The following is a 12299-nucleotide window of genomic DNA, read 5'->3' as shown; positions in this document are numbered from 1 at the left end:
CGCGTGGCACGGGCTCGCACGGCGCCCCGGCCCGCGCGAGCGGTCAATACCCGAGGTCGCGCTTGAGGTCCTCGTCGGTGAGGGAACCGGCCGCGACGCCCTCCCGCGCGGCCCTCGCGATCCTCCTCTGGACGGCCTCGTTCAGCGGGGCCTCCAGACCGGCCAGCCGCGCCAGCAGCACGATCTCCCCGTTCAGGTGGTCGGTCTCGACGCTGCCCGCCCTGGCCAGGCTCTGCCAGGTGGAACTGTGCTGGACGGGACGGCCGGGGATGTCGGAGGCCACGACGTCGGCGCGCACCTCGGCGGCCTCCTCGATGAGCGTGGCGGGTTCGATGCCGTGCGCCTCCAGGGCGCGCCGCCCCTCCGCGCGCAGCGCCTCGGCGGCCTGGTCGCGCAGATCGCTGGGGGCGTAGAGGGCGTCGAGCGCGTTCACCAGGTTGCTCAGGAGCTTGGCGGCCTTCCAGGAGACGATGTCGGGCACCGTCCCGGCGTGGAAACCGGCCGCGCGCAGGTCGGCGGCGACGTCGTCGGCGACGGGGGAGTGGCCGGAGGGGTACCGGCCGATCCAGAAGGCACCGGTCACGGGCTTGGCACGTGCCACGACCTCGCCCGGCGCCAGGTGGCTCGCGGGCAGCCACACCACCGCGCCCAGGACCAGCGGGAAGCGGCGCAGCGCCGTCCGCTCGTTGTCCAGCCCGTTCTGCAGGGTCAGGATCGGGACGGTCTCGGCGCCACGCACCGGGCGGTGCGCCCAGTCCTGCAAGGCCCGCTCGGTGTCCTGGGACTTGGTGGCCAGGACCAGGACGTCGCCCTTCTCCAGGTCGACCTCGTCCGGGCCGCTCGCGACGTCCAGCGCCACCCGCCGCTCACCCTCGTGACGGACGAAGAGCAACCCGTCGCGGCGCAGCACGGCGCCGTTCTCCCCGCGGGCGATCAAGACCGCCGGGATCCCGGCCAGGGTCAGTTGCGCCGCCACGGTCGCGCCGATCGCCCCGGCACCGATGATCACATATCGCCTCATGTGCCCGAATCTAGCCCCCCGCCCGATCGCAACGGCGGCCGGGCGTGGGGGCACGATTCGGTGGGCTCAGTCGCACACGACCCGGCCTCGCGGATGTCCGCGGGCCGGCCTGGCCGCCCTACAGCAGCCCGGCCAGCTTGTACAGGACGAGGGACCCGGCCACGGCCACGTTCAGGCTGTGCCCGGTGCCGACCATGGGGATCTCCACGGCCTGGTCGAGGAGGTCGAGGGCGTCGGGCGGGATGCCGTACTGCTCGTGGCCGAGCACCGCGACGGTCCGCTGCCGCGCTGGGGGCAGGTCGGCCAGCCGCACCGCCTCGTCGGCCAGTTCCACGCCGACCACGCGCGTGCCGTCCTCCCGTTGCCGGGCCAGCCATCCCAGCGGGTCGTTCACCCAGTGGACGCATGAGGGATGGCGCAGCGTGTTGCCCTTTTCCAGCGCCTCGGGCACCCACCGGAACCGGGGAACGGCCAGGCAGGCGCCTACGGCGTCGCAAGTGCGGAGCAGGGTGCCGAGGTTCGCGCCGTGCAACGGCCACAGCGGGGCGGCGATGAGATGGTCCCAGCAGGAGTGGCGGCGTCGGCGCCTTGAGCGGCGCAGCTCGCGTCTGGGACGGGGCCGGATCGCCCCCGTGCGGGCGGTCACCGGGCCGGGGTGGCGGAACACCCCCTGATCGATACGGTCCTCATGGACATCAGAGGGTACGTCACCGCTCGTCCAGCCGGTAGACGCGGCGGGCGTTCCCGGCACCGGCCAGCTCCGCGATGCGGCCGGCGTCGGCCTCCGTCCAGGCGCCGTCGTCCAGGCCGTCCCGCAGGAAGTCCGACAGGCCCCTGCGGAACAGCAGCGCGCCGAGGTGGTACAGCTCGGGCAGGCCAAAGGCGTCGGAGGAGTACAGGAACTTCCCGAACGGGATCAGCTCCAGGGCCTCCGCGATGAGCGCGGGCGCCCGGTGGCCGAGGTTGTGCGTGGCGAGCCCCACGTCCGCGAACACGTGCGGGAACACCTGCGCGAGGTAGCCCGCGTTCCGGTGGTACGGGTAGTTGTGCAGCAGCATGATGGGCGTCCCGGAGTCCTGCGTGGCGCGCAGCAGCGGCGTCAGCAGCAGCGGGTCGCAGCGGTGCAGGTCGACGTCGGAGTCCCCGTAACCGACGTGGAACTGGAGCGGCAGCCCGAGGTCGATCCCGCACCACACGAGGAACGCGTGCAGCGTCACGTTGGCCAGCCGGGGGTTCCCGGACGCGAGCCAGTCCCCGGCCGCCGCGGCGACCTCGCTGTCGGACGGGCGTTCGGCGGGCAGGTCGAGCCCGACCCGGTAGGCCGCGATCGACTTCACGCCGACGGCGTTCTCCGCGCGCTCGTGCAGGCGGGACCGCACGGCGTCGGCGAAGTCGAGCGGGGACGGCTCGGTGGCCGCCACCTCCTCGGCCACCCGCTCCAGCCGGATGACCTCGTACGCCGGAGCCTTGGCCAGCTCCCCCATCTCGCCGGGGGACAGGATCGCGTCGGGCGTGTAGCCGGTGTCGACGCACAGCGCCGCCGTCCCGGCCGCGCGCAGGAACCGCCGGTTGACCTCGTCCGGACCGAGTTCGGCGCGGCGCGCCAGGTAGTCGTCGGGGCGCGCGTGCGGCGGCAGGTCCAGGACGGGCGCGCACCAGCGGCGCACGGCCAGCCCGATCTGCGAGTCGAACAGCGACCCGCCGAGCGGGCCGGGCCCGCCGGACTCGTTGAGCATCGACTCGAACCCGTCGCGGTCCAGGTCGTGGCGCACCACCCCGTGACAGTGGTGGTCGACGAGCTGGAGCGCCTCGACGCTGGGAAGCAGGGAGCCCATGGACGATTATGGTCACGAGGACTTGCGGGCGAGGGCCGTCAAGCCCCTTTGAGGATATCGGCGAGTCCCTGGAGGAGCCGGTCCACGTCTTCGGTGTCGGTGTAGGGTGCGAGCCCGACGCGCAGTCCGCCGCCGTCGCCCAGGCCGAGCCTTCGGGACGCCTCCAGCGCGTAGAACGAGCCGGACGGGGCGTGCACGCCACGTTCGGCGAGGTAGCGATAGGCGTCGAACGTGTCGCGTCCGTCGAAGGTCAGCAGCAGCGTGGGCGTGCGCTCCGCCGCCCGTGAGTGGACGATGACGCCGGGAAGGGCGGCGAGGCCCTCTTCGATCCGGAGCCGCAGCGCGTCCTCGTGCTCTTCGAGGGCCGTGAACGCGGAGATGAGACGGCGGCGCCTGTCGCCTTCCGCGTCCGGGCGCAGCCCGGCCAGGAAGTCGACGGCGGCACGGGTACCGGCCAGGAACTCGTACGGCAGGGTGCCGAGCTCGAATCGTTCCGGGACGGCGTTGGTCGACGGCAGCAGCTTGTCCGGCTCCAGGGTTTCCAGAAGCTCGGGGCGGGCCGCGAGCACCCCCAGGTGAGGCCCGAGGAACTTGTACGGGGAGCAGGTGAAGAAGTCCGCCCCCAGCCGCTCGAAGTCGACGGAGACGTGCGCGGTGTAGTGGACGCCGTCCACGTACAGGAGCGCCCCCACCTCGTGCGCCGCCCGCGCGATCGCCGGGATGTCGGGACGCGTGCCGATGAGGTTGGACGCCGCGGTGACCGCCACCAGCCGCGTGCGCTCGGACAGCGCCTCCCGCACCGCGTCCACCGGCAGCTCACCGGTCGCCGGATCGAAGTGGGCCCAGCGCACCGTGGCTCCGGCGGCCTCCGCGGCCTGCGTCCAGGGACGGATGTTGGAGTCATGGTCCAGGCTGGTGACCACCACCTCGTCCTGAGGCGCCCACGTCTTGGCGAGGGTCCGGGAGAAGTCGTACGCGAGCTGCGTGGCGCTGCGGCCGAAGACGATCCCGGACGGGGACGCGCCGAGCAGGTCCGCCATCGCCCGCCGCGCGTCCACGACGAGCCTGTCGGCGTTCCGCTCGCCCGCGGTGTGAACGCCCCGGTTGGACAGCGGCCCGGCCAGCGCGTCGGCGATGGCCTCGATGACGGGAAGCGGCGTCTGCGTGCCGCCGGGTCCGTCGAAGTGGGCGGACCCGGCTTTCAGCGCCGGGAACAACGCGCGCACGGCCGCCACGTCATAGGCCGCGTCACGGGCCGCGTCATGAGCCATGGGACTCTCCTTTTCGCCGGTCACCGATTTTGTGGCCGTTGCCAACCGACCGCGGCGCCGCCTTGGTCCGGCGCACATATCGACGGGCCCGACCAGGCGATTAGCCTCGGACACGACGTCGAGGGTAGGCGGCCTGGAGGCGTGATGACATCGGCGCAATCTGATCAGCGTGGCCCGCTGGCGCCCGTGCTGGAGGAGCTGTCGCGCATCACCGGCGCGGTCGAGTCCGATCGCGCCGCCAGGGACCGGGCCACCATCGAGGCGCTGCGCAAGGAGGTCGCGGACCTGCGCGCGGCGGTCGCCCATCTGCGTGTCTCGCGGCGCCCGTTGCCCCCTTCGCTGCGGCCCGCCGTCGCGCGCTCCCTGATCGACGGCGCCGACGTCCCGGTGGAACGCCCGCACGCCGACGCCTAGCCGGTCCGGCTCGGGTCACCACGGGACGCCGCGCCGGTCTCCGTGGTGAAGGCGTGATGGGCGCGCTCAGGGCCGCGGCGCCGTGCAGGCCGATCGTCCCGCGACCTCGTCGGTAAGGCGGGCCGTCACGTCCGCATGAACGCGCGTGCGTCACGACGACCCGCATACCGATGGAGCCGGCTCGTTCCTAGGCGGGCCGCGTGACCCTGGCTCCGGTGAAGAACGCCGCGAGCGGGTTGACGAGCCTCGGGCGCGCCCTGTTGAGGGCGTCGTGGCCGCTGCGCGGGATGAGCATGGTGCGGGCCTGCGGCAGGACGCGGGCCAGCGCCTCGTTGCTCTCGGCGTAAAAGGGGGCGCTGTCGGCGCCCGAGGCGAGCAGCACGGCGGAGGTGACCCCCGCCCACTGCTCGGCGGGGCCGTCGTTCCGGACGATGATGTCGGTCTCGTCGAGGGTGATCTCCAGCAGGTCGCTCATGGTGCGGCCGATCCGGGTGCGCATGAACGCGCGGACGATCGCGGTCTGCACGCCGAGGGGCAGCTTCGCGGCTCCCGTCTGCGGGTTGATGCCGGACCCGACGATCGCGAGGGCGCGGGCGGTCTGCCCGTCCCGCAACGCCTGCCGCGCGGCGGGCAGCCAGGCCGCGGGGAAGCTGCCGTCGATGGAGATCGCCGCGTCGTAGAGCGCGAGCCGGTCGATCGGCAGCCGGTGCGCCGCCTTCAGCGCGATGAAGCCGCCCGAGCTGTGGCCGAGGACGTTGGCGGCGCCGGTCGCCTCCATGACGGCGGCGAGGTCGCCGATGTCCTCCTCGATGTCGTAGGGCTGTGACCTGGGCGGGGCGTCGGCGCGTCCGCGCCGGTCGTAGAGGTGGACGGTGAACCGGCTGGACAGCGCCGTGGCCAGCCGCCGGTAGACGTCGACGGTGACCCCGCCTCCGTGGACGACCACGATGCCGGGTCCGCTTCCGCTGGTCCGCACCGTGATGTCGGCGCCGTCTCGTGCCGTGATCCGTTTCATGACCCGCGTGTCCTCCGTAGCTGAAACTGCAAACGTCGTTCGCAGTTTACAGTGGACCGGTGAACGACGCACCCGCCAATTCGCGCCCGTCCGGCTCCGAGGCCCGCCGGACCCCGATCTGGTCCAGGCCCGAGCGCGGCACCCGCGGCCCCGCGCCCGCGCACAGCCGGGACGCCATCGTCGAGGCGGCGATCGCCCTCGCCGACACCGAAGGGCTCGCCGCGGTGACGATGCGCGCCGTCGCCACCGCGCTCGGCACCGGCGCCGGATCGCTCTACCGGTACCTGTCGTCCCGCGACGACCTGCTGGACCTGATGACCGACCGGGTGGTGGGCGAGCTGCGTCCCTACCCGGAGAGCGACGGGGACTGGCTGGACGCGATGCTGGAGCTGGCCCGCAGGCAACTGGGCCTCTACCGGCGCCACCCCTGGCTGGTGGAGGTGCTGCACCGGACGTCCGGGATCGGGCCCGAGGGCCTGGCCTGGTTCGACCACTGCCTGGGCGTCCTGGAACCCGTGCCGGCCGGTGCCACCGCCAAGTTCGAGGCGATCGCGATGATGACCGGCGTCGTCAGCCTCTTCGCCCGCGGCGAGGCCACCGCCGGATCCGTGTCGTTCGCGGGGCTGGACCTGACCAGGTACCCGCACTTCGCCGCCGCGCTCGGCCGCCCCGCGCCGCCCGCGCCGGAACGGGATCTCTTCGAACGGGCCGTCCGCGGCATCCTGACCGGCCTCCTCACCTGACCGGCCCGCGGATCACTCGATCCGGAGGCCGGTGGGCACGTCCGCGGGCGTGAGGTCGGTCCGCAGCTCCAGCAGCCGCGCGGCGTGCCGCCAGCGGCGTCCGCGATCCTCGGCGATGTCGACCGACACCTGCGCGACGAGCGTCGGCTCGACGCGCTCATAGGGGATCGGGGCGCGCCGGCCGGGTCCCCAGCCGGGGGACAGCAGCTCGGGCCAGGGGTGATCGGGCGGTGCCGGGCTCCTGGCCTCCAGCTCGGCCCGCAGCTCGTCGCGCAGGTCGGCCGGTGGGGCGCTGGTACGGCCCACGACGCGCAGCACCCCGTCGTCGAAGTAGCGGCCGATGACCAGGCCGGTCGGGGCGGTGACCGGGCCGGTGTAGCCGCCGACGATGACCGGCGTCTCCCGGCGATGCTTGATCTTCATCCAGCCGCGCGCGCCCGATCTGTAGGCGCCGGCCAGCGGTTTGATCACCAAGCCTTCGATCCCCTGCGCGGGCAGCACCTCCAGCCACAGCTCGGCCTCGCCGCGATCGGTGGTCTGCGGCGTCAGGACCACCAGGTCGGTACCCGGCACCCCCGCCAGCAGCCGTTCCAGGACGGCCCGCCGCTCGGCCAGCGGCCGGCCGCGCAGATCGCCCTCGTCCGCCGTCTCCAGGACGTCGAACACCGCCACCGTGACCGGGTGCCGGCGTGCGTGCTCGGCGGCGCGCCGTGGCCCCAGGTTCAGCCGCTGTCGCAGCACCTCGAAGTCGAGGCGCCCCGCCGGTGACCAGTGCACCAGCTCACCGTCCAGGACCGTCCCCGCCGGGACGTGCCGCCCGACCGCGGCCACGGTCTCCGGGAAGAAGCCGGTCAGCCTGGTGCGGGTGCGCGAGTACAGCTCCACGCCGCCCTCCGCGTCCACCCACACCTGCACGCGGAACCCGTCCCACTTGGGCTCGAAGGCCAGGGCCTCGCCCGCCGGGATCTCCTCGACCATCGCCGCGAGCATCGGCGCGACGGGCCCGCGAATCCGCACCCCGGCGCTCTCAGCCGGGCGGGTCCGCGGCCGACGGCATCGCGGTCTCCTCCGCCTCCAGCAGGTGCCTGCTCTGCAGGACGAACAGCAGCCCGAAGGAGGGTACGACCAGCACCAGCGCGGCGATGAACACCACGATCAGGCTGACGAAGGTGACCTGCGGCGCCCCGGCGTTGGTCAGGGTCACCGGCGTGCCGGGCAGCAGCACCGGATACTGGGCCACGCCCCACCCCCACACCACGGCGGCCACGCCGAGGGCGGCGATGGCCCGCGTGCCCCTGAGCCGCCTCGCGGTGAGCAGGACCACCACCGCCAGCCCGCAGACCCCGGCCAGGATGACCAGCGGCAGCGCCCGGCCGATCAGCCGGTCGAACAGCGCCTGGTTGGAACCGCGCAGGACGATCAAGGTCATCAGCGACAACGCCCCGGCGACGACGGCCGCGATCCGGGCCCGGTCGATGAAGTAGTCGAGCATGAGCCGGTCATCGCGGCGATCGGCCTCGCCGACCAGGTACACCGCCGCCAGGTAGCCGCAGGCGGCCACGAACAGCGCCCCGATCAGCAGCGAGGTGGGGCTCGTCCACGCGTCCAGGTCGACCTTGCCGGACACCGGGACGGCACCGGTGGCGATGGTGCCGATCACGGTGCCCATGAAGAAGGGGGTCATCAGCGAGGAGAGGGCGAAGACGGCGCCGGTGGCGCGCTGGGCGTGCAGCCGGGACAGCTCCTTGCGGAACGCGAACCCGGCGCCGCGCAGCACGATGCCGCCCAGCGCGAGCCACAGCGGGAGCGCGGCGGTGGTCATCACCGCGCTGAACGCCCGCGGGAAGCCGGTCCAGAAGACGACCAGGATGAAGATCAGCCAGACGTGGTTGGCCTCCCAGACCGGCGTGATGGACGTGTCGATCAGCGCGCGCGGCGCCCGTCCCCGCCGTGTGCCGCCGGCCAGCAGGTCCCACAGGCCGCCGCCGAAGTCGGCCCCGCCCAGGGCCGCGTACAGGGTGATCCCGGCGAGCAGGATCCCGCCCACCACGTCCGCGGCCGTCACCGCGCCTTCTCGCCTTCGGGCGCGTCCCGCGGAACGTCGGGGGGACCGTAGGGGACGGCCGCCTCCTCGGCGTCGCCGCCGCGCCAGCGCCGGGCCAGCATCCGCAGGATCGCGATCGTCCCCACCCCGAGCACCGCGTACAGGATGACGATCAGGGTCAGGGTGACGGCGACGCCCTCGTTGGTGGTGGCGGCCTCGGAGGTTCTCATCAGCCGGTAGACCACCCACGGCTGCCGTCCGACCTCGGTGACCACCCAGCCGGCCTCCATCGCGACGGTCGCGGCGGGACCGCTGATCAGCCCCAGAAGCCAGAACAGCCGCCCCGGTGGCAGCCGGCGCCGCCGCCACCACTCGTACAGCGCCCACAGCCCGGCGAGCAGCAGCAGCGTGCCCAGCACGACCATGACGTCGAAACACAGATGGATCAGCGAGATCGCGGGCGGACGCATGTCGGGCGGCACGCTCTCCCACCCGATGACCTTGGTGCTCGGCCGGAAACCGACCAGCAGCGAGTCCAGGTAGGGGATCTTCACACCGCCGACGACCCGGCCGTCGACGTAGACGCCGCCGATCCATTCCGGCACGTTCCGCGACGTCCGCGGGACGTACTCCATGGCGGCGAACTTCACCGGCTGGTCCCTGGCGATCGCCCGCGCCGCGGTGTCGCCGACGAAGATCTGGAACGGGGTCAGCACCGCCGCGGGAACGAACCCGACGGCGAAGCCGGTGTAGTGGTAGCGGTCGCGGCGGCCCCGCAGGATGCCCGCCGCGTACACCGAGGCCACCAGGAAGCCGGTGACCATGTAGGCGGCCAGGATCATGTGCGGCACCTGGTAGTCGAAGGCCGCGTTGAAGAACACCTGCCACGGGTTCACCGAGGTGATCACGCCGTCGCGCTCGGTGAACCCGCCCGGCTGGTTCATCCACGAGTTCACCGCGACCACCGACATCGCGCCGAAGATCCCGCTCAGGGCGATCGGCGTGCCGGACCACCAGTGCGCCCAGGGCGGCAGCCGCCGCCAGCCCCACAGATAGATCCCGGCGAAGATCGCTTCGAGGAAGAAGAACAGCCCTTCCAGGGCGAACGGGATCCCCAGCACCGCCCCGTACCGGCGCATCAGCCCGGGCCACAGCAGGCCCATCTCGAACGACAGCACGGTGCCGGTGACCGCGCCGACCGCGATCAGCACCGCCATGACCTGGGACCAGCGCCGCGCCAGCCGCAGCGCCGTCTCGTCGTTCCGGCGCAGGCCGATGAACTCCGCCAGCAGCACGATCGTCGGCAGCGCGATCCCCAGGCAGGCCAGGATGATGTGGAAGCCCAGCGTGGTCGCCATCTGCGCGCGGGCCGGGACGACGTCCTTGCCCGCGTCCACCACCGCGTGCAGCGCCACGGCGTCCAGGGCCATGGGATGAAGGGTCAGGCTGCTAGCGCACATCCGCGTCCCCCGGCCTCACCGTGCCGTCGCCTGGTCCTGACGGCTGGGGGACACGTCGGCGATCAGGTGCTCGGTGACCGGCTGCCCGCTCTGCTCGCTGAAGTCGGCGAGGCCGCACAGGACGTTCGCGTGCTTGACGCCGTTCTCGCAGATGTCCAGATGCAGGCCGTGGGAGTCGTCGGGCCACGCGCACCCCGGGCAGTCGAAGCCGCCGTCCTCCTGGTTCACCGGCGCGCGCCCGAGCGCCGGGGCGCCCGGCACCGAACCCAGCATGCGATCGTCCGCGGTCGCGCTCTCGCCGTTGGTTGCCGGCATCGTCGTTTCTCCAGTCGTGCTCGGCTTCCGCCACGGTGGCCATCACCGGGAGTGTTCTCGCCATCACCGTCGGAGAGCCCGCTACCCGGCCAAGCCGACTTCACACGGCCCCCGGACCTTCCGCGTTCGCCGAGCCGGGGCAGGTCGGCGCGCATCCCGAGCTCAGATGAGGTTTCCGTGGGGACGGCGTGGGTAGCCGCCCGATGGTGTCGGGGGACCGGAAAGCCGTGCCGTGGCAGCGGAGCTACCCTGCCGCGGTGGCGCTCGTGCTGCTCGCCCTGTGCCCGTTCCTCATCCTGTCCGGCGCGTCGCAGCTGTTCGGCGAACAACTGCAACGCGAGCTGGGCGGCGGGGCGCTGGGCATGCAGCTCGCGGCCGGGATGTCGGACGCCGCCTACGCGCTCGGCGCCGTCGTCGCCGCCGACCTGATCCAGCGCGTCCCGGCCCGCCGGGTCTACCTGGCGTGCGAGGTCGCGTTCGTGGCGGGTTCGCTGCTGGCCGCGCTCGCGCCGGGCATCGTGCCGTTCGCCCTCGGTCACGTGCTCCAGGGCCTGGCCACCGGCATGCTGCTGGTCGCCGCCCTGCCGCCGCTGGTCACCGGGCACGGCGTCGACAAGGTGCCGATGACCGCGGCGTTCGTGAGCCTGGGGCTGTTCGGGGCCGTGACGCTCGGCCCGGTCGTCGGCGGCATCGTGGGAAACGTGTCGCATTGGCGCCCGCTGTTCGTCGGCACCGCGGTGATCGGCGCCCTCGGGTTCGTGACCGGGCTGCTGGCGTTCCCGCGCCGGCCGCTGGGAGGCCACGAGGTGACCTTCGACTGGACCGCCATCCCGATCGCGGCCGCCGCCACGATCCTGCCCTTTCTCGGGGTCGCCCTGCTGGGCGAGGTGACGTTCGCCTCGCCGGGCTTCCTCGTGCCCATCGTGCTGGGGCTCGCGGCGCTCGGCGCCCTCCTGGTGACCCAGTACCGGATGCGGCATCCCTGATGCCCCTGAGGCTGCTGACCAACACGCTTCCGGTCACCGGGATCTCCTTGGCGATAGTGGTGGGCGCCTCGTTCATCACCCTGATCGAACTCACCGTGACCTACCTGCTTCAGGTGGCCGGCCGGTCCCAGATCATGTCCGGCGTGCTGCTGGCCGCCCAGCTCGTCGGGATCGTCGTGTCCGCGTTGCTGTTCATGAGGGTACTGACGTCGCGCTGGCTGCCCGTGCTGCCGTTCGCCGGGCTGTTCACGGTGGCGGCCGGCGGCGCGATCCTGCTGGGGCTGGGCACCGGCCACGACCACCTCGTCGTGACCACGGCCGGTCTGCTGCTGGGTTTCGGGGCCGGTGCCGGGGTGACGCCCGGCCTGTTCATGTCCGCGCTGAGCGTCCCCGCCGCCCGGCTCGGACCGACCTTCGGCCTGGTGGAGCTGCTCCGCTCGGAGGGGGCGTTCCTCGTCGGCCCGGTGCTGCTGTACCTCGCCATGACGCACGCGGACCTCGGCGACGGCATCCACTCCTCCATCCTCATCACCGTCGTGGTCGCGCTGATCGGCGGCGTGGTGAGCGGCGTGCTGCTGCTGCTCGGCGGCGTGCCTCCGCACAGGCCGGACCTGGAGAGGTGGATGGGCGGCCAGACGCCCGCCTACCGCTCCCCGCCGGTCGCCGCCATCCTCCGGGACACCTCAGGGTAGGGACCCGGGAACGGGGCCGCCCGGCAAGGGTCGGATCAGGGGCGGATCAGGGCGAATCCCGATGGTCCGGCGAACGCCGCGACGGCAGGATCAAGGCATGGACACCGAGCAGACCGGGCAGACCGGGCAGACCGGGCAGACCGGCACCGACACCGCCGCCACGCGGCCGCGCCGCGCCAACGAGGGCCGCATGATCGCCGGGGTGTGCGCCGGCGCCGCGCGCCACCTGGGGATCGACGTCAACGTCCTGCGGCTGGGCGTGGCCGCCCTGGCGCTCGTCGGCACCGTCACCTCCTTCGGCGGCGCGGTCGTCCTGGTCTACGCCGCGGCGTGGGCGCTGATCCCCGCGGAGGGCCGGTCGTCGTCCATCGCCGAGGACCTGCTCGCGAAGGCGAACCGGAACGCGACCGTCCAGGAGGTCGTGCGGAAGACCAAGGAGGGCCTGGACGAGGGCCTCGCCAAGGCGAAGGGCAAGCACGACCACGCCTGACGCCCGTCGGCAC

At 73.0% G+C, this 12299-nt stretch carries 14 protein-coding genes; 5 read left to right on the top strand and 9 right to left on the bottom strand.

Annotated features, from left to right (window positions below; genetic code table 11):
- Nucleotides 1-43: 43 nt before the first annotated feature.
- From ACGWYJ_RS04510 to ACGWYJ_RS04495, 4 genes are all read right to left on the bottom strand, one after another.
- Nucleotides 44-1021: a ketopantoate reductase family protein gene (locus ACGWYJ_RS04510; RefSeq protein WP_395104276.1), complete on the bottom strand. Its 978-nt coding sequence runs from the start codon at nt 1019-1021 to the stop codon at nt 44-46.
- A 118-nt stretch (nt 1022-1139) separates the two neighbouring features.
- Complete coding sequence (locus ACGWYJ_RS04505; protein WP_395104275.1) at nt 1140-1667, bottom strand: TrmH family RNA methyltransferase; 528 nt, start codon at nt 1665-1667, stop codon at nt 1140-1142.
- A 61-nt stretch (nt 1668-1728) separates the two neighbouring features.
- A complete protein-coding gene (locus ACGWYJ_RS04500; RefSeq protein WP_395104274.1) occupies nt 1729-2856 on the bottom strand; it encodes an amidohydrolase family protein in 1128 nt (375 codons plus the stop codon).
- A 38-nt stretch (nt 2857-2894) separates the two neighbouring features.
- On the bottom strand, nt 2895-4127 hold the full coding sequence (locus tag ACGWYJ_RS04495; RefSeq protein WP_395104273.1) for a cysteine desulfurase-like protein: 1233 nt from the start codon (nt 4125-4127) through the stop codon (nt 2895-2897).
- A gap of 144 nt (nt 4128-4271) precedes the next feature.
- Between ACGWYJ_RS04495 and ACGWYJ_RS04490 the strand changes: the two genes are divergently transcribed.
- The gene (locus ACGWYJ_RS04490; RefSeq protein WP_395104271.1) at nt 4272-4541 is read left to right on the top strand and encodes a hypothetical protein; all 270 of its coding nucleotides are present in this window, start codon (nt 4272-4274) and stop codon (nt 4539-4541) included.
- Between the two features lie 187 nt (nt 4542-4728).
- Here the strand turns inward: ACGWYJ_RS04490 and ACGWYJ_RS04485 are convergent, their stop codons facing one another.
- Nucleotides 4729-5556, bottom strand: coding sequence for an alpha/beta fold hydrolase (locus ACGWYJ_RS04485; protein ID WP_395104269.1), 828 nt, complete (start codon nt 5554-5556; stop codon nt 4729-4731).
- 59 nt (nt 5557-5615) lie between these two features.
- Here ACGWYJ_RS04485 and ACGWYJ_RS04480 point away from each other — a divergent pair, with 59 nt between their 5' ends.
- Nucleotides 5616-6299, top strand: a complete 684-nt coding sequence (locus ACGWYJ_RS04480; protein ID WP_395104267.1) for a TetR/AcrR family transcriptional regulator — start codon at nt 5616-5618, stop codon at nt 6297-6299.
- 12 nt (nt 6300-6311) lie between these two features.
- On the opposite strand, the gene ACGWYJ_RS04475 is transcribed toward ACGWYJ_RS04480, so the two are convergent.
- Genes ACGWYJ_RS04475 through ACGWYJ_RS04460 form a run of 4 tightly spaced genes read right to left on the bottom strand, consistent with a single transcriptional unit; the run spans nt 6312 to nt 10118 of the window.
- A complete protein-coding gene (locus ACGWYJ_RS04475) occupies nt 6312-7316 on the bottom strand; it encodes an ATP-dependent DNA ligase (protein ID WP_395104266.1) in 1005 nt (334 codons plus the stop codon).
- A gap of 10 nt (nt 7317-7326) precedes the next feature.
- A complete protein-coding gene (locus tag ACGWYJ_RS04470; protein ID WP_395104265.1) occupies nt 7327-8364 on the bottom strand; it encodes a cytochrome d ubiquinol oxidase subunit II in 1038 nt (345 codons plus the stop codon).
- Nucleotides 8361-9773, bottom strand: a complete 1413-nt coding sequence (locus tag ACGWYJ_RS04465; RefSeq protein ID WP_395104264.1) for a cytochrome ubiquinol oxidase subunit I — start codon at nt 9771-9773, stop codon at nt 8361-8363. The genes ACGWYJ_RS04470 and ACGWYJ_RS04465 overlap by 4 nt, the downstream gene beginning before the upstream one ends.
- 45 nt (nt 9774-9818) lie before the next feature.
- Nucleotides 9819-10118, bottom strand: a complete 300-nt coding sequence (locus ACGWYJ_RS04460) for a hypothetical protein (RefSeq protein ID WP_395104263.1) — start codon at nt 10116-10118, stop codon at nt 9819-9821.
- A gap of 257 nt (nt 10119-10375) precedes the next feature.
- On the opposite strand from ACGWYJ_RS04460, the gene ACGWYJ_RS04455 reads away from it, so the two are divergent.
- The 3 genes from ACGWYJ_RS04455 (at nt 10376) to ACGWYJ_RS04445 (ending at nt 12286) form a co-directional block, all read left to right on the top strand.
- Complete coding sequence (locus ACGWYJ_RS04455; RefSeq protein WP_395104262.1) at nt 10376-11104, top strand: MFS transporter; 729 nt, start codon at nt 10376-10378, stop codon at nt 11102-11104.
- A complete protein-coding gene (locus tag ACGWYJ_RS04450; protein ID WP_395104261.1) occupies nt 11104-11796 on the top strand; it encodes a hypothetical protein in 693 nt (230 codons plus the stop codon). Before ACGWYJ_RS04455 ends, ACGWYJ_RS04450 begins: the two co-directional genes overlap by 1 nt.
- A gap of 97 nt (nt 11797-11893) precedes the next feature.
- A complete protein-coding gene (locus ACGWYJ_RS04445; protein ID WP_395104260.1) occupies nt 11894-12286 on the top strand; it encodes a PspC domain-containing protein in 393 nt (130 codons plus the stop codon).
- Nucleotides 12287-12299: the final 13 nt, after the last annotated feature.

This window comes from Actinomadura sp. SCN-SB (assembly GCF_043906805.1).
Lineage (GTDB): Bacteria > Actinomycetota > Actinomycetes > Streptosporangiales > Streptosporangiaceae > Spirillospora.
The sequence above is the reverse complement of the archived record's forward strand: the minus strand, read 5'-3'. Positions and strand labels throughout refer to the sequence as shown.